General features: G+C 38.2%; 19 protein-coding genes. 17 read left to right on the top strand and 2 right to left on the bottom strand.

Annotated elements, in window-relative coordinates; all coding sequences use genetic code 11:
• The 8 genes from KKA81_03850 to KKA81_03815 all read left to right on the top strand — a co-directional run.
• A partial coding sequence (locus KKA81_03850; protein MBU2650046.1) for a T9SS type A sorting domain-containing protein occupies positions 1–641 on the top strand: 641 nt, incomplete at its 5' end.
• Positions 642–681: 40 nt separating this feature from the next.
• Complete coding sequence (locus tag KKA81_03845) at positions 682–2,619, top strand: leucine-rich repeat protein (protein ID MBU2650045.1); 1,938 nt, start codon at positions 682–684, stop codon at positions 2,617–2,619.
• 210 nt (positions 2,620–2,829) lie between these two features.
• Positions 2,830–5,859, top strand: a complete 3,030-nt coding sequence (locus KKA81_03840) for a hypothetical protein (protein ID MBU2650044.1) — start codon at positions 2,830–2,832, stop codon at positions 5,857–5,859.
• A 190-nt stretch (positions 5,860–6,049) separates the two neighbouring features.
• Positions 6,050–7,471: a T9SS type A sorting domain-containing protein gene (locus KKA81_03835; GenBank protein MBU2650043.1), complete on the top strand. Its 1,422-nt coding sequence runs from the start codon at positions 6,050–6,052 to the stop codon at positions 7,469–7,471.
• 91 nt (positions 7,472–7,562) lie between these two features.
• Entirely contained in the window at positions 7,563–9,701 is a 2,139-nt protein-coding gene (locus KKA81_03830; GenBank protein ID MBU2650042.1) for a C10 family peptidase, read from the top strand.
• 86 nt (positions 9,702–9,787) lie between these two features.
• On the top strand, positions 9,788–11,056 hold the full coding sequence (locus KKA81_03825) for a T9SS type A sorting domain-containing protein (protein MBU2650041.1): 1,269 nt from the start codon (positions 9,788–9,790) through the stop codon (positions 11,054–11,056).
• Between the two features lie 253 nt (positions 11,057–11,309).
• Positions 11,310–12,671: a sodium-dependent transporter gene (locus KKA81_03820; GenBank protein MBU2650040.1), complete on the top strand. Its 1,362-nt coding sequence runs from the start codon at positions 11,310–11,312 to the stop codon at positions 12,669–12,671.
• 230 nt (positions 12,672–12,901) lie between these two features.
• Complete coding sequence (locus KKA81_03815; GenBank protein MBU2650039.1) at positions 12,902–13,573, top strand: helix-hairpin-helix domain-containing protein; 672 nt, start codon at positions 12,902–12,904, stop codon at positions 13,571–13,573.
• Positions 13,574–14,215: 642 nt separating this feature from the next.
• On the opposite strand, the gene KKA81_03810 is transcribed toward KKA81_03815, so the two are convergent.
• Positions 14,216–14,947, bottom strand: coding sequence for a LytTR family DNA-binding domain-containing protein (locus tag KKA81_03810; GenBank protein ID MBU2650038.1), 732 nt, complete (start codon positions 14,945–14,947; stop codon positions 14,216–14,218).
• Positions 14,944–15,579, bottom strand: coding sequence for a histidine kinase (locus tag KKA81_03805; protein MBU2650037.1), 636 nt, complete (start codon positions 15,577–15,579; stop codon positions 14,944–14,946). Before KKA81_03805 ends, KKA81_03810 begins: the two co-directional genes overlap by 4 nt.
• Positions 15,580–16,204: 625 nt before the next feature.
• Here KKA81_03805 and KKA81_03800 point away from each other — a divergent pair.
• From KKA81_03800 to KKA81_03760, 9 genes are all read left to right on the top strand, one after another.
• Positions 16,205–17,401, top strand: coding sequence for a T9SS type A sorting domain-containing protein (locus KKA81_03800; GenBank protein MBU2650036.1), 1,197 nt, complete (start codon positions 16,205–16,207; stop codon positions 17,399–17,401).
• A gap of 408 nt (positions 17,402–17,809) precedes the next feature.
• On the top strand, positions 17,810–18,163 hold the full coding sequence (locus tag KKA81_03795) for a cupin domain-containing protein (protein MBU2650035.1): 354 nt from the start codon (positions 17,810–17,812) through the stop codon (positions 18,161–18,163).
• A 68-nt stretch (positions 18,164–18,231) separates the two neighbouring features.
• The gene (locus KKA81_03790; protein ID MBU2650034.1) at positions 18,232–18,570 is read left to right on the top strand and encodes a hypothetical protein; all 339 of its coding nucleotides are present in this window, start codon (positions 18,232–18,234) and stop codon (positions 18,568–18,570) included.
• 275 nt (positions 18,571–18,845) lie between these two features.
• On the top strand, positions 18,846–19,733 hold the full coding sequence (locus KKA81_03785) for an alpha/beta hydrolase (GenBank protein ID MBU2650033.1): 888 nt from the start codon (positions 18,846–18,848) through the stop codon (positions 19,731–19,733).
• Positions 19,734–19,926: 193 nt separating this feature from the next.
• The gene (locus KKA81_03780; protein ID MBU2650032.1) at positions 19,927–20,982 is read left to right on the top strand and encodes a S41 family peptidase; all 1,056 of its coding nucleotides are present in this window, start codon (positions 19,927–19,929) and stop codon (positions 20,980–20,982) included.
• Positions 20,983–21,243: 261 nt separating this feature from the next.
• Positions 21,244–22,134, top strand: a complete 891-nt coding sequence (locus KKA81_03775; GenBank protein MBU2650031.1) for a CPBP family intramembrane metalloprotease — start codon at positions 21,244–21,246, stop codon at positions 22,132–22,134.
• Positions 22,135–22,245: 111 nt separating this feature from the next.
• Positions 22,246–22,488 carry a hypothetical protein gene (locus KKA81_03770; GenBank protein ID MBU2650030.1) on the top strand — a complete coding sequence of 81 codons (243 nt, stop codon included), beginning with the start codon at positions 22,246–22,248 and terminating at the stop codon, positions 22,486–22,488.
• 40 nt (positions 22,489–22,528) lie between these two features.
• Complete coding sequence (locus tag KKA81_03765) at positions 22,529–22,819, top strand: membrane dipeptidase (protein MBU2650029.1); 291 nt, start codon at positions 22,529–22,531, stop codon at positions 22,817–22,819.
• Positions 22,820–23,070: 251 nt separating this feature from the next.
• On the top strand, positions 23,071–23,607 hold a 537-nt coding region (locus tag KKA81_03760; protein MBU2650028.1), incomplete at its 3' end, for a hypothetical protein.

Below are 23,607 nucleotides of genomic sequence, written 5' to 3'. Positions count from 1 at the left end.
AATATCCAAATATAGAAGAGTTAAAGGAATTGTTTGGCATATCTGAAACCACATTTCAACCAACCGCAAATTATATTGATATGCTTTCGGGATTATCCGGTTCCATTTGTGAGGACCTGGTATTCACGAATTCAAGCCAGTCTCCAGTATGGTATATTGAAATAATGACGCCCAATGATCACAGCATTGCTGCTTTCGAAGAAGATGATTATGGAAGCGTTGCCATCCAGGGCGAAGGGGAATATGGTCAGAAAACTTTCTGCTTTTCTTATGCCCTGGCACATTTGGAAGACGGTAGCCAGGGAACAAGAGAAGAACTGCTCTCCCGGATTGTGGATTGGTTCCTGCTGGGAGTTGGCATCGATGAAAAAATCGCAGAGGAAATGCCTGTTGAGATCAGGATATTTCCCTCTCCGTTCTCAGAAAATACCAACATTCACTTCTCTTTGGAACAGGATAGTTACATCAAACTGGAAATCATTGATCTTACCGGTCATCAGTTAGGGCTTCTTTGCAATAGGGATTTACCTTCAGGCGATTATTCATTCTCATTTTCAGGACAAAACCTTGCAAGTGGGGTTTACCTGTGCTGTTTGTATAGCAGAAATCAGGTGATTGTTAAGAAATTGATTGTGCAGTGAGATTAGGGCAAAAATATTGAAAATTAAAAGAGATTGCATCATGAAAAACTTTACCTTAATAATTTCAGCTTGGCTGATTTGCTGCCACATGCAGCTATCAGCCCAGCCCTGCCTGCCCGAAGGCATTACTTTCACAACCCAGGAACAAATTGACAATTTTCAGATCAGCTATCCGGGTTGTACAGAGATTGAGGGGGATGTGGAGATACAGGGCAATGATATAACCAATTTGCACGGATTAAATGTTGTGACATCTATCGGGGGATTGCTTACAATCCGAGATAATATTGCGCTGAACAGTTTATCGGGCATAGAAAACCTGGTTGCAATTGCAGGGGATTTAAATATTATTGGGAATCCATTATTGTCAAACTTAGTTGGTTTGAATAATCTAAATTCGGTTGACGGTACAATCAGTGTTATATTCAACGATTCCCTGACAAGTTTGACTGGCCTGGAGAACCTAACTTCAATACCAGGGAATATTGATATCGGTGGCTACTGGATTGGTAGCAATCCGCTATTGTCAAGCTTAACCGGATTGAATAATCTGGATTCAATCGGGGGAAGTCTCTCCATTGGTCATAGTCCAGTTTTGACAAGTTTAGCAGGATTAGACAATCTGAAATATATCGGCGGAGACCTTCAATTTCGTACAAACAATTCCCTGGAAAGCATAGAAAATTTGAGAAACCTGGAGTACATCGGGGGTTCACTCATTTTTGATCAATGCTACGCTCTTACCAACCTTGAAGGATTGGAAAATCTTACATCTGTTATTGGTGACCTTGATATGAGATTCAACTGGGTTCTGGAAAATCTGACAGGTTTGGAAAATCTAATTTCTATTGAAGGCAGACTCCTGAGTATCCATAATTTTGAACTGGCAAATTTCTCAGAACTGTCTAATCTGAATTCTTTAGGGGGCCTTCTTCTATATTCCAACAACTCTTTAACTAGTTTAACAGGCCTTGAAAACCTGGCAAATATAACGGGTAGCATTGAAATTGGCGGACTTAATGGTGGAGGAAATCCTATACTTACCAACCTGGTGGGATTAAACAATCTGACTTCCATAGGAGGAAATCTGGAACTTTATGGGAATGCTGCCCTGTCCAGCTTAACAGGGCTTGAAAACCTGGATCACATATCTGGTTCACTTCACATTGGATCAGGGACGTATGGAAACTTCGGGAATCCATCCCTTTCCAATTTAGCAGGTTTAGAAAATCTGAATTACGTCGGTGGTACTGTATGGATTGATTCAAATGATTCCTTGTTGTATCTGACCGGATTGGATAATTTAGATACAATCGGGGGATATTTCAATGTTTCAGATAATCCATCCTTAACCAGTTTAACAGGATTGGAGAACCTAGCTTCAATCGGGGGAAAAATTACAATTTTTAATAATAATTCGCTGACCAACTTCCTGGGACTGGAAAATTTGAATACCATCGGAGGAACCCTTTGGATATATTACAACTCTTCCCTGCTCAGTTTGGAGGGATTGCACAATATATCTGCAGGAACCATTAGTTCCCTGAATATTTATCATAATGATACTTTATCAACCTGCGATGTGCAGAGCATCTGCGATTACCTGGCAGCACCAAACGGAACGGTTTCTATTCAGTGCAACGCCCCCGGCTGCAACAGCCTGCAAGAGGTGGAAGAAGCCTGCGGGATAGTGGGAACAGATGAGTTGCAGGTTCCGGGGTCCGGGTTCCGGGTTGAAGCGTATCCGAATCCGTGTTACACCACTGCGTGGCTGCGATTTACGATGTATGATCAGCGATTTGTGATTTGTGATTTATGGGGGATTGATGGAAGGAAGATTTGCCGGTTGCTGAATGAAGAAATGGAAGAAGGAGGACATGCCGTGGAGATTGATATGGGAAGCCTGCCGGCAGGCATCTATTTTGTGAGGATTCAGGCGGAAGAGATGCTTGTAATCAGGAAGCTGGTTAAGATTTAAGATGAACGATTAGTGATTTTTGATTTCGATGTATTTATGATTTGATGATTTATGATTTACGATTTACCGCATCAACAAATAACAAGATAACCAGATAACCGAATAATCATGACAAAATTCGCGAAAATCCGCCCAATCCGCGTCATCCGCGTTCTATCACACCCTAACCCCACTCCCACACTCAACCAGTAATTAAAAACCAGTAATACCGTGAAAAAACAAATTCTAACATTAATCCTTGCATTGGGCAGCATCACCCTCTCTGCCCAACCTGTATGTTCATGCCTGCCCGAAGGTATTTATTTCGACCACCAGGATGAAATTGACAACTTCCAGGTTAATTACCCCGGATGCACAGCGATAACAAGTAATGTCACGATCATTTCATATGGAAGTATAAATAATCTGAACGGATTAAGTGTCCTGACGTCAATCGGGGGAAAATTACAATTTTATAATAATAGTTCTCTGACTAACTTCCAGGGACTGGATAACCTGGTTTCGGTAGGGGGGAAATTGGAAATTCACAATAATAGCCACCTGGTAAATTTTAGCGGCTTAGGCAATCTGGTTTCCATTGGGGGAAACTTAGTAATTCACGATAATTCTCTCCTGGCTAATTTTAACGGCTTAGACAATCTGGTTTCTATCGATGGAGATATTGACATATACAACAATAATGCTCTTGTAAATTTTACCGGACTTGAAAACCTGAGTTCTATTGGTGGTGATGTCGATATTGGAAAATATATGGAAGGCAACCCCGCACTCGAAAATTTGACCGGGCTTAATGGGCTTGAATCTATAGGGGGATATCTTTTGATTCAATATAATAACAACTTACAGGATTTGTCAGGATTGAACAACCTGGTTAGCATTGGGGACTTTCTGGAGATTCATGGTCGATCTTTGGAGAATTTAATCGGCCTTAACAATTTAGATTCCATCTGTACAAAACTGACTCTTAATTCGAACCTTGCTTTGACAAACCTGGAAGGTTTAACAAGTCTTTCCTATGTCGGAGAAGGAATTACGATTATCCATAATCATGCCCTGACCAGTTTAACCGGGTTAAATAACCTGACATCATTAGATGGTGATCTACACTTATCAAATAACGATGCTCTCACCAGCATGGCCGGACTGGAGAATTTAACCTCAATAGGAGGAGATCTGAAAATAACTCTTGAATCACTGTCAAACCTGACAGGACTTGAAAACCTTAAATCGGTTTCGGGGTCACTGAAAATCGGCGAGTATTCATTGTACACGGAAAATCCTGCCCTGGCCAGTCTGACCGGACTTGAAGGCTTAAATTATATCGGGGGGGATCTTATTATTGTTGGTAATACAATTCTTACAAGCCTGACAGGATTAGACAACCTCTCTGTAATCGACGGAAGTCTAAAAATCGGATACTATGGTATATACTGGTACTGGGCTGCTCTTGGCAACCAAAACCTTTTAAACCTGGAGGGTTTAAATAGCCTTAGTACAATTGGAGGAAACCTGGAGATCTATGCCAACGATAACCTGTCCAGTCTTAACGGTTTGGAAAACCTCGTATCTCTCGGGGGAAGCCTGATAATTGGACCTTACTGGGATCATTACTATATCGGGGGCAACGGCTCATTAGTCGATATAACAGCCCTGGAAAATCTCTCAGGTATCGGCCTTGATTTGTACATTGGAAATAATGACCGCCTTACAGGCCTGGAAGGCCTGGAGAACCTCGACTCCATCGGAGGATATTTGAGAATATATCACAATGATTCCCTGGCTGATTTAACCGGGCTTGAAAACATTGACCCCGGCTCGATTGACAGTCTGTCTATTACTTACAACAACTCATTAACTAACTGCGATGCACAAAGTATATGCGGTTTCTTATCAAATCCAAACGGTCCGGTCACCATTCGTCACAATGCCAGCGGATGCAATAATCCACCTGAAGTGGCAAATGCCTGTGGTTTTACGATGCCCTGTCTTCCATACGGATACTATTACTTTTTTACCCAGGCTGACATTGACAGTTTTCCGGCATATTATCCCGGATGTTATGAATTGGAAGGGGATGTTTTGATAAGTGGCATTGATATAATGAATCTGGAAGGACTCAGTGAAGTGACAGCCGTAGGGGGGGACCTTGTGATCAGTTATAACAACACCCTTGCCAATCTGTCCGGGCTTGACGCCCTGTCAAATATCGGGGAAAATTTAATTATTGAAAACAACGAACAACTTACCGGTATTACCGGACTTGAAAACCTGGCATCCATAGGAGGCAGTCTTCATATTAATGAAAACCCTTTACTGTACGGTATAACGGCATTTATCAATTTAAGCTCCCTTGGAGGATCAATAAGTATTAGTACCAATTCCTCACTGATTAGTTTAACGGGCCTGGACAATATTACTTTTATTAATGGAAGCCTTTACATTGGTTACAATGCCTCTTTAACCTGCCTGGCAGGTTTAGGGAATGTCACTTCTATTGGCCAGGGAGCTAAAATATCGCATAATTTTGCCCTTACAAACCTGGCAGCATTAGACAACCTTGTTTCAATTGCAGGAGACTTTGAGATCAATAATAATATGGCAATTACCAGTCTGGCGGGGCTGGAAAACCTGTATTCTATAGGTGGAGGCCTCAGAATAAGTACCAACTCTTCACTGGAAACCCTGGTAAACCTGCAAAACCTCACATCAATAGGAGGAGATCTCTGGATTGACTATAACGGCAACCTTACCAGCCTGGAAGGACTGGAAAATATCGATGCAGGTACAATCAGCAGGTTGATTATCATACATAACTCCTCTCTCTCATTCTGTGCTGTAAAAAGTATATGCGATTACCTGGTGGCCTCTCCAAACGGTAGTACCATCCATGATGACAATTCAGAGGGATGTAATAGCGCGGAAGAGATTTTAGAGCAGTGTGAATTTGTCGACATAAACGAGTTCAGGGCTCAAAGTTCTGAGTTCAAGGTTGAGTGCTATCCGAATCCATGTTACGCCAATGCGTGGCTGCGATTTACGATGTATGATCAGCGATTTGTGATTTGTGATTTATGGGGGATTGATGGAAGGAAGATTTTCCGGTTGATGAATGAAGAAATGGAAGTAGGAGAACATGCTGTGGAGATTGATATGGGAAGCCTGCCGGCAGGTATCTATTTTGTGAGGATTCAGGCGGGAGAGATGCTTGTGATGAAGAAAGTGGTGAAGATCCGTGATTAACGGATTAATCCCATACGATTGTACAGTCGAATGGGATTAATCCTTGACCAAATACTCCAATCATTTGAACAAATAACACAAGGGAAAATTCAGGTCTCATCGGAAATTTATATCTGGTTAGAAAACTTGCAGGCGACAGTCAGATTGTTTTCATACCCCTACCCATCGCCTGCACAACAAAGCGATCATCATGAACAACATAACACTTTTAATTTTAACATTGCTGTTTACCCAAATAAAAGCCATTTCCCAACCCTGCCTGCCCGAAGGCATCACCTTTAACACCCAGGCCCAGATCGACAATTTCCAAACCAACCACCCCAATTGCACAGAAATAGAAGGGAATGTCGAAATTAATGGGAATGATATCACCAATTTAAACGGTCTGAATGTTTTAACATCCATCGGAGGAGACATTGAGATATCGGGTAATTATATCCTGACAAATTTGATGGGACTTGAAAACCTGACTTCTATTGGGGGGAGTTTTACAATTGGGGTGCGAGGCTATTCTTCTCAAGGTAATCCAGCCCTATCCAGTTTAATAGGATTGGATAATTTGACGAGCATCGGAGGAAATCTTATAATTGAGGGTACATCAGTCCTGACAAGTCTGACCGGACTTGAAAACCTGACTTCTGTTCAGGGAGATTTAATAATTGGATATTATCATTCATACATGAGTTTGTATTGTACTGGTAACTCGTCTTTGCTCAGCTTAACAGGTTTGGAGAATCTGGTTTACATAGGGGGAAGCCTTGAGATTTATTGTAATGATGCTTTGACAAGTTTAACAGGATTGGAAAGCCTGGTTTCTATTGAAGGTGACCTGAAAATTGGATTTTATGCTTGGTATTTTTATGGAGGAGCATTCCATGCTGGCAATCCATCCCTGACTAGTCTATCAGGTTTGGAAGGTATAACTTCTATTGGGGGTGACCTTAATATCATGGACAACAATGCCCTTCCCGATTTATCAGGACTTGATAACCTGTCTTCAATTGGTGGAGGGCTAACAATCGGAACTGGGTTTATTGAAGGTGGTGGAGGCAATCAAACCCTGTCCAGTTTAATGGGGCTTTCTAATTTGACTACTATTGGGGGTGGTCTTGGAATAGTGGGCAATCCAGTATTGACTAGTTTATCAGGCCTGGATAATGTTAATGCCGAATCAATTAGTGGTTTATTCATTGCCAACAATGTTACTTTGTCAACCTGTGAAGTGGAAAGTGTTTGTGAATATTTAGCTAATCCAGGTGGGGAAATTGAAATTCATGATAATGCCCCTGGATGCAATAGTATGATAGAGGTGCAGACAGCATGTGATTCAATAACTTCAGTTGAGGAATTAAATTTTAAAGAAAAATTTACAATTTCCCCGAATCCACTTGAATCAGGTAGCATAATAGAATACACATTACATCAAAATTCACCTGTTACTTTAAAAATCCTCGACTTAAGCGGGCGATCTTTCAGAACTCTTGTAAATGAATACCAGCCGAAAGGAGAACAAAGAATAGAATGCAATACAACCGCATTGCCCGCAGGAATTTATTTCTGTACATTAAAAACCAATGAAAGAATTCAAACGAGAAAAATTATAAAACTTTAAACACCCCGCCTCATCCATCCCTCCCCCTGTCACACTTATCTTTTAGAAGAGTGAGGAAGGGAGAAAGGGAGGGGGCAAAAACTGAAGTCTTATGAAAACAAAAAATCTATTTACCGGTATCTGTTTCATTTTCAGTATTAGTCTCTTTGCCGGAAATGTAACACTTCAACAAGCCAAAAAAGTGGCTCTGAATTTCTATTATGAGAAATACAACCGGTTCGAAGGGGTGGTTGTGTATGATCAGTTAAGCATACGGCCTATCCATGTGCAATCTGATGGAATTCAAAACTTTTATTATGTTCTTCAGGTAAATAATGCCGGCTTTATTATTGTTCCTGCCGATGACTGCCTGGCTCCTGTTTTGGGATATTCCTTTAAGCACAATTTTGTTGCCGAAAACCAGCCCCCCAATGTAAGATGGTGGTTTCAACAATATGAAGAGCAGGTAAGGTATGCCAGGGAAAAACAAATGAGTCCTGAGAAGAGGATTATTGACAAATGGACACATTACCTGAATGAAAATTTTGGCTCCATGAAGATTACTGCCGGCGGCAAAGAAGTTGAGCCCTTGCTGACCACTGAGTGGGATCAGGGCTTTCCTGAAAATTATTATTGCCCTGAAGATCCCGCCGGTCCGGGTGGCCATGCTTTAACAGGTTGTGTGGCGACTGCTGTAAGTCAAATAGCATACTACTGGAGATGGCCCGATCATGGCCGGGGATACACTTCCTATCTCCCAAAAACCTACCCTGAGTATGGGGTGCAATCTGCTGATTTCGAAAATACATGGTACCGCTATAACGAAATGGTTGATAAACTGCCAGTTGTAAATACAGCCGTCGCAGAATATATGTATCATGTTGCAGTAAATTTTCACATGGATTTCTCACCGTACGGTTCAGCCCCCGATTCGAGTATGCTAATCCCTGAATATGATTCAACCGCATACCACTTTAAATTCCTTCCATATATCTGGCTTTATCGTGACAGCATGCCTGATGAACAATGGAAAGCCTTACTGGTAGAAATGATAGATGATGCATGTCCAATTTATTATGGTGGTAATTACGAATACTCGCCCGGGCATGCATTTGTGTGCGATGGTTACCTGGATGAGGAATTATTTCATTTTAATTTTGGCTGGGGCGGTATAAGTAACGGCTATTATACCATCGACAACATCCAGGGTTTCAATTACCATCAAGATATCAGATCTACACTTTGTCCCGATACCTTGCAATTTAATTATCCGCTATATGAAACAGGAGCCGATACATTGGGCGCTCTTGAGGGAAGCATTTCTGATGGAAGCGGGCCAATCCATAACTACCTCAACAACACCCAGGTTTCGTGGTTAATTGATCCGCAGAATGAACAAGATTCTGTTACCAATATTGAAATTATAGTGAAACGATTGGATTTGTTCAACGATGGTGACAGGCTTTATATTTACGATGGAGAAGACAACTCTGCTCCCCTTTTGGCCGAATTAAGCGGCAATACAATTCCGAATGATATTGAATCTACAGGAAATAAAGTTTTTGTTGAATTTATAACCGATGGATCGAACACAGCACCCGGATTTTACCTGAATTATAAAACCACCCGACCGGTATGGTGCAGCGGGATGACACAATTAACAGGACAGGCTGCCACATTTGATGATGGCAGTGGTTCATTTTTCTATCACAACTCAAAGACTTGTACCTGGATGATTGATCCTGGAGTAACAGATCCGCTTACACTGCATTTTAATTATTTTGATACAGAGGAAATAAATGATGTAGTAAAAATTTATGACGGCGTTTCGGCGGAACTGATTGCTGAGATCAGCGGGTACTATGAAGATCCCCCTGGACCGGTTACTTCTCCAAGTGGAAAAATGAAACTGGCGTTCTTAACTAACAATAGCATTCGTGCCCAGGGATGGGAGGCCTGGTATGATATTAATACAGGAATACCAGAAAATGCCTTTGATTTTGATTTTATGATTATTCCCAATCCGGTTACTTCTAATATTAAAGTAAGTTTCAATCTGCAATCTGAGGAACAAGTTTCCATCCAGATTTTTGATATCGTAGGACAGAAATTGGAATTTATGGTAAATGAAACGTTAGCCCCCGGTTTTCATTCCATTAATGGTAATCTGGATTACCTGACCGAAGGACTTTATTTCTGCCGGTTGCAAGTTGGGGAAAAAGTTGTGACTAAGAAATTTATTAAACTGTAAATAGCAGCCCCTCATACTCTCCCCCATCACTTCAATAAACTCAATGTGACCGGGGGAGTGTGCAGAGAGGGAAGAAAGAGGTCATCATGAAAACACTTACTGTACTTATTCTTTGTTTAATAATCCCTTTTGTTTTAACCGCTCAGTGGTATCTACAAGCCAGCGGGACAACTGAAAACCTTGCAAGTATTTATTTCGCTGATACCCTGAACGGTTGGGTAACGGGTAGCAACGGAGCCATCCTGCATACTGATGATGCAGGGGAAAACTGGGAAGAGCAAACAATTAACACGGACTATTATCTGAATGATGTTTTTTTTACCGATCCAAATCACGGATGGGTTGTTGGCAGTCAGTATGATGGGTATGGTCAAGGAAGTTTATTTCGTACTTTAAATGGTGGAAACAATTGGAAAGATATGAATTTTGAAGATTTTCCATCAAATGGAGTTTTCTTTACTGATACACTCTGTGGATGGGCAGTAGGATACGGAATAAAGCACACTGCAGATGGAGGCGAAACCTGGGAAAGTCAAAATGTGCCATCTGGTTTCGGGATTGCACGATGTGTCTGGTTTACCGATTCACTGAATGGATGGGTATCAGGAGGCCATAGTAATGGTAGCACCGGTTATATTTATGGTTACATAATACACACCAGTGATGGCGGAAACACCTGGGAGTATCAATTCTATTATGCGGACCGCCACGGTTATGAGTTATGCGATATTTATTTCACAGACTCGCTGAATGGCTGGTGCGTCGGAGGACTGTGGAATGATATAATACTAAAAACAACAAATGGTGGAAATAGCTGGGATACATCATACTATAGCACAGGTAATAATGGATTATATTCTGTTTATTTCATTGATTCGTTCAATGGCTGGGCTGTTGGTGAAAATGGTTCAATAATTTCTACAACAGACGGCGGAAATACGTGGGAATCCGATACGAGCAACACGAGCTATCATTTGAAGAGTGTTTATTTTACTGAAAATGGCCATGGTTGGGTTGTTGGAGATGAAGGTACAATTCTACACGCAGACTATAGCCAGATTGTAGGTCTGGATGAGTTTGGAGATCATAGTTTTAACCTTGGTATTTTATGTTATCCGAATCCATGCTCAGGAACTGCGTTCCTGAGATTTACGGTTAACGATTACCGGTTAACGATTTGTGATTTGTATTCGATTTCGGGATTGTGGATCAGGCGATTGGTGAATGAGGTGATGCCGGCTGGCGTGCATGAGATGGAGTTAGACGTGAGTTCGTTGCCGGACGGAATATACATACTCAGGCTTCAGGCAGATTCCGAGGTTGTAACCAGGAAGCTGGTGAAGATTAACCATTAACAGATTAACGATTTGTTTGGGATTGTTGATTTGGGATTTTTGATATATTGATAGGCTTGGATTGTTTGAATTATATTTTTCAAAATCTAATATCAAATATTCTAAATCAGTAACAAATCAGATAATGTTAAACATTATTCATTTTTTCCCTTCCCGCTTCCGGTTTACAATATAGTCCGGCAAAACCGGCATCCTGTATACAATTTTTTCCTATAATTGTATCCATATTTGATCCCATAATACCTTTTCATTTATGACAAAATTCGACTTTTCCAAGAGAGACAGTTTCGGTTCAAAGATCGGAGTAATCGCAGCAGCGGCCGGATCGGCCATTGGTTTGGGCAATATCTGGCGTTTCCCTTATATTACCGGTGAAAACGGGGGCGCTGCTTTTTTAATGGTTTACCTCGGTTTGATCATATTTATTGGAATCCCGTTAATGCTTTCAGAATTTGTCATTGGTCGGCGGGCTCAGAGAAACCCATACGGTGCCTTCCAGATACTGAAAAAAGGCCAGCCATGGTACCTTGTGGGTTTGATGGGGATAGCCGGGGCATTTTTAATCCTGGCTTTTTACAGCACCATTGCAGGATGGACTCTTGAATATCTGTACAGGTCCATCACCAATGGATTCAGCGGGAAAAGTCCTGCAGAGCTAAGCACGATGTTCAGTGACTTCCAGGCTGGCGGGCTTTGGCCGGTAATGTGGCAGGTAATTTTTATGTTTCTCACGGCATGGATCATCTATCGCGGTGTCAGGAATGGAATAGAAAAATATGCAAAGATATTGATGCCCTTGCTTTTGCTGATCATCATCGCCATCTGTATTCGGTCGGTCACCCTGGAGGGCGCAGGGGACGGCTTGCGCTTCCTGTTCAAACCCGATTTTTCGAAAATAACTTCTTCAGCCATCCTGGAAGCATTGGGACAGGCATTTTTCTCCCTGAGCATCGGCATGGGTACCCTAATCACCTATGGATCATACATCAGCAAAAAAGACAATCTTTCAAACACAGCTATTTCTGTTACTGCAGCAGACACCTTGATCTCCATACTGGCGGGGATCGCCATTTTCCCGGCCGTATTTGCCTTTAACATCAACCCCGCCGAAGGACCTGCCCTGGTTTTCATCACCTTACCCGGGATCTTCGAACAAATGGCAGGAGGATACGTGTGGTCACTATTATTCTTTCTGCTGCTGATCATCGCGGCACTCACATCAACGATCTCTATGCTTGAGGTAGTCGTGGCATTCCTGTCGGAAGAGCTAAACCTTAGCCGGAAACAATCTACCATAATCGCGGCATTGCTCATCACAATCCTTGGCGTTTTCTGTACCCTGTCACAAGGGCCGCTTGACAGCCCTTTCCTTTTCGGCACAAACCTTTTTGGGGTTATGGAATATGCCTCCATCAATCTTCTACTACCCATCGGCGGGTTTTTTATCGTGATCTTCGTCGGGTGGTTCCTTGGCAAAAAGAATGTCAGAGACGAAATTTCCAACCACGGAACACTGAAAGCACAGGTCTTCGGATTGTTTATGATCCTCGTCCGCATCCTCGCCCCTATCGCCATTGCCATGGTGTTTTTATACCAACTTGGAATTTTGGGGTAAGAAAAAAGGGGACATTTCAGGAATTCCGGAACTAATAATCAGGAAAACAAGCTGCAAGGGGAAGGATACAAGTTTCAGGTTTCAGGTTACAGGTTACAGGCTACAAGTTACAGGCTAAAGGGTACAGGGCACTGCAACCTGCAACCTGCAACCTGAAGCCTGAAGCCTGCACCCTGACGCTTGCCGCTTGCAGCCTTATTCTTATCGCCTGAATCCTAATACATTTCACCATGTCGAGCATTATTAAGGACTATTTCACGTTTTCCCGGCGGGAGCAACGCGGGATTTTAGTTTTAGTAGTTATAACAGCCGGGATAATTACATATAACCTGTTGATTCCCGTTTTTGCACCTGTGAAAGACTTTGATATTTCCGGTTTTGAGCAGGATGTTGCAAGGTTCATCCTGGTGCAGGATTCCCTGGACAGCCTGAAAAGTATAAAATTTCAGAGTAAGAGGGTTTATCCTGAAAAACAGGGTAATAAAACCTATGAAAAAGTATGCATTGAAATCAATGCGGCCGACAGTGCAGGATTGACAAAGATCCGTGGCATCGGGGGCGTATTTGCAAAACGGATTATACGATACAGGGAAATGCTGGGTGGATTTTACAACAAAAGACAGCTCATGGAAGTGTACGGTATTGACAGCACAAATTTCCCGGGTATCGCCGAACAGATAAGACTTGATACATCCATGATCAGGAAAATAAATATAAATACAGTCGTTTTTAAAGAATTGCTTAAACACCCATATCTTGATTATGAAGATGTTAAAGCTATATTCAGATTAAAAGACAGGTTGGGGGGGCATATCTCCAGAGTGGATCTATTGAATACCTCCAAACCTGATAAAGATATAATCAACAAAATCATGCCGTACTTAAATTTTGAAACACAATAACTATTATGATGAAAAATAGAACCACAATAATATTACCTGCAGTCTTGAAAATATTACTTTAACACCCACCAATTTCATATCAATCCCCATAATTATTGATCCCCCGGTTTCCCGCCAAGGCGGGACAGGTCGTTCAATCCCGACAAGTCGGGACGTTCAGGCTTTGTGCTGCGCACAGCCAGAACGCTTAATTGTTAGGTGCTGGGCTTGTTTATTTACTGCCTAATTCTTCTCTCATTAATTTAATAATCTCCTTATTTAGTTCGCCAAGCAACAACCATCTCTTATCATGCCCCAATGTTTCAAGGTGTCTTATCATATTATTCGATTCATTTGGTGAAATAAGACTCAGCGTTTTTTGCATTTCGTTATTAAAATCAGTAGTCAATTTGTCTTTCTTTTGAATTCTTCGATTTATTATTAATTGTATGCTTTGAAAGACAAGATCGAAAAATCGTCATTGCCTATAATTACCGCAATTAGAATTGCTGAAATTTCCTTCAGTGCCTGGAATGATTTTTGTTTAATAAGGTCAAATGCGAATATTATTTAGAACATAACCAAAACATTTTAATTTTTCTTAATACTTTCTGGAAGATTTGTGACATTTTGAATTACAAATTCTATGAAACTGAGATTATTTTATAGCAATTTTCTATTTTTCAGCAAGGAAAAGAAATCATCTTTATATTTTGGGCCAATTGGAATTATTTCGTCTCCAATCTGTACGTGATTTCTTTCGATACTGGTTATTTTATTTATTGCAACAACATAAGTATTATGAATTCTAACAAAATTATATGAAGGTAAATATTCAAGAATGTCATTGAAACTTTTTAATGTAAGAATGCTCTTTTTAGTAGTACGTATCGAAAGGTATTCTCTTTCCCCTTTTATATAAAGAATATTGTTAAAATCAACACGTTCAACAACAAAACCGGTTTTTACAAAAAAATAGTTCCGGTCATCTTTTAAATCCAATTTATTAGCTTCCTTATCTGATTTTTGTTCCATGAGAAAGGATTTATATACTTTTTCGGTACCCTCAATGAACCGTTCAAACGAAATGGGCTTTAACAAGTAATCAGATACTTCAAGATCAAAGGCTTCTAAAGCATAATCGTCATAAGCGGTTGTTAATATTACTTTTGGTTTTGATTTCAATACCTTTAAAAACTGAATTCCTGTCAGCTTTTTCATTTGAATATCAAGAAATATAAGGTCTATTGTGTTTTCTTTAAGGTAATTTAAGGCATCAATCGCATTATCAAAAGAATGCTTCCAATTTAGATAAGGTACATTTGAAATATATTCTTCAATCTGTAAAATTGAAGGGGGTTCATCATCTATTACTATACAGCTTATTTCTATCATAACAGGTTGATGCTTAAATGAACAATAAATTGCTTGTCTTTATTAGTTATCGTCAAATGGTATTTATCAGGATAAATTAATTGCAACCTTCTCATTACATTTTCCAGACCTATTCCTCCGGGATTTTGAACGTTATTCTGATTGCCAATTGCTGATACAACATTCTCAACTGTGAAATTAATCAATTTAGGGTTAGTAACGTCCAGTATAATTTTTATTCCGGGCAAAGGGGTCTTTATCTCACCATGCTTGAATGCATTTTCTACAAAAGGGATAAGTAGCATAGGTGGAATACTAATATCATCAGGATGACCTTTTACTATAAAACTTACGAAATCAGGATTGCCAAGCCTGAATGTCTCCAATGTAATATAATCATCAAGGTAATTTATTTCCTTGTCAAGGGGTATTTTCTCGTGATTAGTATTGCTTAAAATAAACCGCATGATACCTGAAAGCTTTATTATTGAATGTGCAGCCTTATCAGGATCTCTTTTAACAAAAGAATGTATTGTATTTAATGTATTAAATAGAAAATGCGGATTAATTTGAGATTTCAGCAATGATAGTTCGCTCTTAACATTTTGCTTTTCAAGTAATGTTTTTTGCTGCTGATTAATGTAACCATCCATGGCTAACCTGAAAAATCCTCCCAGGAAAAAGTAGAGCAAAATTGAGTAAATAGCGACTAAATAATAGGATGTGAAAAGCTGATAATTGTCGATTAAATGTAAAATAATTTCAAGATAGTTTAAGCTAAATGCAAAAATGAAACTATAAAAAATCAGATAAAAAAATGTGATTAAAAAAAATTTCCGATTAGATCTCTTAATAAAAAACCTTGGAATAATGAAGCTATAAACTATATAAAAATCGATAATTTCAAGGATCATTTTATAAGTATGCGTAATGATCCACTCATATAAGTAGGGACGGTCGTAAGTAATAAGTGAAGAAAAGTTCATTGATAAAACAATGAACCAAAAAAGTAAATGAATTGTAATTATTTGCTTCCTTTTCACTTAGATCATTTTAAAGCAAATTTATCATATAATTTTTAGAAATATCCATAAAATCAACAAATAGGCTCTTTCTCTCATCCTAATGGGACTTTTATCCAAAGAATAGAGTATTGAACAAATCCCTTTGAGTATTGATCCCTTTTCAACCTCTATTGATTTCTTTTGCAGAATACAATTACAATTTAAATCTTTGTCAATGAAATTGGAAAATGAATATTAATAACATTGAATCTCTATGAAAAAAAACGAAATGATTTCAGTAAAACTAATCTTAAAAAGGACCATGATCCTGATTTTTTGCATTGTAGGAATTAGCAGTTTAAGTTCACAAACAGTAAGTACGTTTGTAACAGGTTCAGGATTAAATGGCCCTGATGGATTTACCCTTGATACTAACGAAAACCTCTATGTTGCGAACTGGGGGAATGGTTCAGGTAATACTGTATTAAAGATTACACCCGATGCAACCGTCACAACTCACGTTTCCGGGCTTAGTGCCCCGGACGGATTAGCTTTTGATGCACAAGGCAACCTATTCATTTCAAATTATGGATCTGATATCATTAAAAAATTAGAGCCTGATGGAACCATAAGTGATTTTGCTTCTGGCTTTAATAATCCAAGTGACCTGGCTTTTGATACCTTTGGAAACTTATATGTATCGAATCACGGAAATGCAAATGGGAATGAGGTTTCAAAAATCACTCCGGATGGGACTGTAACTACATTTGCCACTGGTTTTAACGGACCGGTCGGACTAGTTTTCGATAATGAAGGATACCTGTATGTTTCAAATTACTCTTCAGGAATAATAAACAAAGTTTCGCCTGAAGGTGAGGTAACTGTATTTGCTTCCATTCCCAACTCACCAATATCACGAATACAATACCTGATATTTGATAAGGATGACAATCTATATGTACCAAGCTACGGACATCATAAGATTTACATCATCAATACTCAAGGAGAGGTCGATGTGTTTGCTGGAACCGGTATTCCTGGCAATACAAACGGTTCAGTTGATTCTGCACAGTTTAATGGCCCTAATAGCATTGCTATTACAGATTCGGGAGTAATTTATGTTTCTGAATATAATGCAAACAGGATACGGAAAATCACTCCGGAACCTCCGGTGGCTATCGATGATATACATAAGAAAGAACCTAAGTACGGAATCCTTCTTCAAAACTTCCCGAATCCATTCAATGGAGCAACAACGATAAGTTATCACATAATGTTGGCAGGAGAGGCAAACATCAGCATCTATAATTCTATTGGGAAAGAAATAAAAGTACTTGTCGATACCTTTAAGAACCCAGGGGAATATAGCATTGAGTTAAATGGAGAAAACTTTGATCCGGGTATTTACTATTGCAAAATGAATGTCAACCATAGGCTAATTGATTCCAAAAAGCTGGTTATAATCAGGTAAAGAATGATTGTATTGCTCTAATAGTCAGCTATATTTCTGCTATCAGAAAGGATTACGTTTAATGGTTATATATAGGAAACTGATAATATATTCCTAATAATCAAATGGGTTTGAATTTAAAAAGAAGTTACAAAATGGGAGTGACGGGGCGAAGCTGTATCAGATCTGAAAATTATTATTGGGCCATAAAATTTTTTTAATTCGTAAGTATTATGAGAACAAAAATTATAGCTAGGCTTTTGTGTTTAGCAGGAATATTTGTGAGTTTTCTGCAAGTACATTAACAAATAAATTTCAATGAACAACTTATTGATGATAATACCCACGGAATGGGTGGGCTATATGCATGCGATCTGGATGGAGATTCAGATACTGATGTGTTATGTGCAACCTTAAGACAGACACCTAATGAATGACAAAGTTAACCTAGTGGACATAGGAAAAGATATTCTTGATCATCACTTCAATGACAAGATAGTTTCAGTAAATGACCATTGTTTGAGAATAGCCATTAACGAAGACAATACTTTCCCTTGGCATAGACACAATTTTACCGATGAATTATTTATTGTCCTAGAAGGAAATCTGAAAATTGAATTTGAAAACGGGGAATTTGTAGACCTTTTTCCAAACGAAACTTATTGCGTAAAATCCGGATTAATTCATCGGACAATTGCTATAAATCGTACAGTTAATCTATGTTTTGAGAGTGACAATGAAGACACTGAATTCCTAGATTTTAATAAAATAGACAGACAATGAAAAGGCAGCACATAACATTGCATATAGCTTATGGCGGGTGAAATGTTAATTTAAAGGTTTTCGTTCTCATGCAAGTTCGTCTTGGGCTGACAGTGAAGTGCTTCGAAAACCGCCACAAGCCATATGCGATACCGTTAACTGCAAGTTTACAGGATAATCAAATAATTTGGTTTTGTAATGATGGTGGACTTCCCATTATCTGGACAAAAATCATTATCGGTTCAGTGGTGTACAGTGTACATTCCGTTTATGCTTCTGATTTCGACAATGATGAAGATATGGCCATTGTTGGTGCGGCATACGCCGGAAGTCCCGGGATAGCCTGGTGGAGGAATGATGGCGGAGAACCCGTTGTATGGACAAAATTTACTGTTGCACAAAACTTCATCAACGCCCATGAAGTTTAGTTGAAGATTTAGATAAGTATGGAAATCCTGATATTTTTGGTGCTTCTTCAGATCTAAATACTATAGCATGGTGGCGAAATGATAGCGATGGTTCAACATCATGGACAAAATTTGTTATTACTAATGATTTCATCCGACCATGGCCGTTGTTTGTTTGTGATTTAAATGTGAATATCTCTTCTGCATACAAAAGATGTTTTAGAAAGATACCGGTTTGCAGGTATACTTTCATCTTATTAATCTGTTGCACTTACTACTTGAATCTATATATAGCCATGAAAAGAATAAAAATGAATTTTGTCCTTTTAGCTGCATTGGTCATTACAATATTACCATCAATGTCACAAAACAATTTGAAAGAATTTGATTCAGGCTTTATAAAGGTAGAAGGAGGCAATTTATATTACGAAATTGCTGGTAAGGGAGAAAACATCATCTTAATTCATGATGGATTAATACACTGCGAGGTTTGGGATAAACAATTGCCCGTATTTGCAAAAAAATATTGCGTTGTCCGCTACGATCGTCGCGGTTATGGTAAATCTTCTAATCTACAAACTCAATTTTCGGATGTTGAAGACTTAAAACAAATATTTCTTCAACTTAAGATTGATCGAGCCATTCTAATCGGCATGTCGGCCGGTGGTGGTTTGGCCATCAATTTCACCCTGAAATATCCAGAAAATGTATCTGCCTTGGTTTTAGTTGGTGCCGTAGTAGGAGGGTTTTCTTATACGTCTCATTTCATGACTCGTGGTGGTCATGTCAATTCATTGGAAAAGCTATTGGCCAGTCCACCAGAAATGATTCAATATTTTGGATGGGAAGATCCTTATCAGAAATATCCGGAAAATATAAAGGCAAAAGAAACATGCTTAAAATTGTTACAAGCCAATCCGATCAATGTTGATGCTAATAAATTCAATTATATGAAACCCGCTGAACGAACCGCGATAAAATTTCTTTCTGAGATCAGCGTGCCTGCATTGGTTTTGGTTGGTGAATTTGATATCCCGGATGCTCATGCACATTCAGGGGCTATTGAGTCAGGAATCCCAGATGCCAGGCGGGAAATTATATTTAAAGCTGGCCATTTGATCCCTTTGGAACAACCCGAAGCATTTAATTCAGCAGTTATGAAGTTTTTAAATAGCATGGAATAATAGGAAATGAGGGATTTAAAAAGAACGGAGGTCATTGTTAAACATACCATAATAGACTGATGAGCTTGTTTATCTAGAAGTACTTCAACTAGTGAAAGTATATGACAGTCTTGGTAAGGTTTACATGAATATGAAATTGAAATTTAATAGAAAATGAACGAATTTTTTAAAAAAAATTATAAACCAATTTAATATGAAAGTACTAATAATAGCAATCTTTATTTTAATGGTTAATTTGAACCATGGTTATTCTCAGGATGAACTTTTAATTGATGCAAAAACAAAAGAAGAAGTTGTAAAAAAGGTCGCTTCAATTATGAAAGAAAAATATGTTTTTGCTGATATTGGAGATAAAATGGCTAAGCATATTATAGAGCAATTTGAAAAGGGAGAATATAAATCTTATATAGAACTGGAACCATTTTGCAAAAAAATGACTTCTGATTTGAGAGATATTAGTAATGACAAACATATTTATGTATTCTTTAGCCCTGAAGAAGCTTTATTGGTAAGAGCAGAAAAAGGAATGTTACCTAAGGATGAAATTAAAAAAATAAATGAGAGATACATTGAGTCTGATAAAAAAGAAAATTTCGGATTCAAAAAAGTTGAAATCCTTGATGGAAATATAGGTTATCTTGATATAAGGTATTTCACAAATTCAGATACTTTGGAGGAAACGCTAAATGGTGCAATGAAATTTCTATCAAATTCTGATGCCATAATTATTGATTTAAGAGACAATGGAGGTGGGACATTAACTCCACTTTTACCCAGTTATTTTCTTTCAAGTGATAAAGTTTATTTAGGTGGTTGCGTCTGCAGAGATACAATTCAAAATGAATATTCCTGGTCATTAACCAATATCAATGGCAAACGTATGTTAAAAGTTGAATTGTATATTCTTACTAATTCTAAGACTTTCTCAGCAGCAGAGGATTTTTCTTATACCATGCAAAGTTTAAAACGAGCAGTTGTGGTTGGAGAAACAACAAAGGGAGGAGCACATCCCGTAGATGTTTTAATAGTGAAAGGAGATATTTTAACACAGATCCCTATATGTGAATCATATAATCCAATAACAAAATCTAACTGGGAAGGAGTTGGTGTCAAGCCTGATTATCTGGTGGCGTCAGAGGATGCATTAAATACTGCATATGTACTGGCATTAAAGAATATAATACGAAAAACTTCAGATGAAGAATATAAATCTGAATTAACTATACTTTTAAAAAATGTTGAAAAATAAGCATAGTATGATAAAAACACGAAAATCCAGGAAACTTGTTATTATCATCCTGTTATCTGCATTTCCCGATATTCGGCAAACCGAAATTGATATTGCTGAAGTTACCAACTTCTCTCCAGCAAATTAATTTCTCATGCTAACGATAAAAAGGGAAAGTGGAGTGATCAAAAGATGAATTTTTTGATAAAAGAATGACTACTGATAATCAATATCTTACTTAACGTTAGTCAGAATTTTAAATACATAAAAAAGAATATTTCTATGAAAAACAAAAACAAACTATGGTGGTACTTAGGCGTCGTATTTATACTAAGCTATGGATGGCAATATTTGATCTATTTAACAGGAGGGATCGAATCAAAACTTTTTCCGTTCTTGATGTTGTTTCCCGGCATTGTTGCAGTGTTTTTTATCATTTTATCCAAAACTGGTTTCCTGAAAATCGGTTGGGGGTTGAAAAATTGGGGATATATTTTACCAGCCATTTTTATCCCGCTTGTAGTTTCCCTTGGACTAGTTTTAATAATTGAAGGATTAAATTGGGGCAGTCTGTCGGAAAAGCTCTTTGTTTTTAATAACGGAATGTTAGAGAGTACAAAAATAGGTTTACTCTTGGGTAACGATAAGCAGACAATTACTTTCTTCATAGTCAATCTTACCCTTTCACATATTGTATTTCTGATTGGCGGTAGCATTTTAACATTAGGGGAAGAATTGGGATGGCGGGGATATTTGCAAGAAAAATTATTAAGAAAATATGGTTTAATTTGGGGGTTTATATTTTTAGGTGCAATATGGGGATATTGGCATCTGCCAATTATCTTAATGGGATACAACTTTCCGAGTCAACCTGTTTTAGGAGCACTAATACTTATGCCTGTTGGTACAATATTTATTGGGACATTTCTTGGTTGGATTTATTTGCGCTCCAAAAGTATCTGGATGCCTGCGCTGGCACATGCTTCTTTAAATCTTTTCTCAGGCTTTCTTTATGGAATGACAATGAATATTAATGAGTTATCCAGACAATTAGTATGGATAGCTGCCTGGGGAATTGTAGCAACTTTTTGTTTGATTGACATATATAAAACCAAACCAATACTCTGGCAGGAAATAGAAACAAAAGCAGATAACAATGTAAATAAAAAATAAACAAAATAGTAGTAATGTCAATTTTTATAACCCGTTTGAACTTGCTTGCAAATTGAAAGATTTGTGCTTCTAAATGTTCATTGTTTAATGCTAAATACCTAATGATATAGCATGAAACTTAGATATGTATTAATGATTTTTGGGGCTATTATTGTTTCCACCAGAACTATTGCACAAGTTTGTTCAATCGGATCATCCTCAAAGAATTTGTTTATTCTGGATGGTCATAATCACCAGGGATTTCCAAACTTTAATGATGATAGTATTTGTTTTGAAATGATGAACCTTAAAAAGAAAGGTTATGATGCTATTGTTTTTCAATTACCAAAAGATAGATCAAAAAGAAACCATTGACTGGTCAGGAAATTTGCGAAAACATCAATAAAACAAAAAAATATCAGAAGATAATATTTGTTTTCAAGTAGTTGATTCTGCTTCTGAACTCGAAAATGGCCCTTCAAGTGACAAAATACTATGCCTTTTTGCAATAGAATACTTTCATGGATTATTTGACAAGGATACAAATTTAATCTCGCAATGTAAAAAGTCAGGTATTGCATATATTACTATTATTGATTCGCCAAAGGATAGCCTGTTTTTTCAAAAAGATAACAAATACTTTCTAACCGAGCAAGGTCAGAATGTTGTCAAAAAAATGAATGCATTGGAGCTAAAAGGGTCCTAAGTCAGGAACTCATAGGGTATTACGTGGTGGAGGTTGCTGGTATAGCCCGGATGAATTAAGAGTTTCATCTAGATGTGGGAGTCCTGTTGATATAGGAGGAAGTAACGGTGGTTTCCGAGTTGTGCTTGAAATTAAATAAACAGAAAATGAGATTAAGAATGAGTATCGCTTATTTAAAATTTAGATAATGAGAATGCGAAAAAAATGCTTAACAAATTGAAGAATTAAAACCAAAAAAATAAAATAAAATTATGAAAAAAATAATTTACGTTTTACTGTTTTTGCCACTAATCGGGCTTTCACAAACTCAGGATTTATCAGAATTGAAAGGCCTTTATCTAGGTCAAAAACCACCTGGAAAAATTGCTGTTAAATTTGCGCCAGATGTTATCAATTATGAACCACATGAATCTCCTTTTTTTTATAATAATGGGGAAAGTATTCTTATTGGTACGATGATGGAAGGAACAAAACACTATCAAAAAATAAATCAGGGATGGTCATTGACAAAAGATATTCCATTTAGTTTACCCAAAAACTGCCAGGGGTTATCTTTTTCTCCTACTGGGGAGAGAATTTATTTTCTTATCTGGGAGAATGATGACGAAAATTTTTACTTTATTGAAAAAAATAAAAATGGCTGGACATCTCCCAAATCTCTGGGTGAAGATGTAAATGCTTTCAAAACCCATTGGCAATTCTCGATTGCCAAAAATGAGAATTTATATTTTTCGTCCGATGGAATAAGGGTTTCTGTTTTTGATGGAGACAAACATCTTAAACCTATT

The organism is Bacteroidota bacterium, from assembly GCA_018831055.1.
GTDB lineage: Bacteria > Bacteroidota > Bacteroidia > Bacteroidales > B18-G4 > M55B132.
The sequence above is the reverse complement of the archived record's forward strand: the minus strand, read 5'-3'. Positions and strand labels throughout refer to the sequence as shown.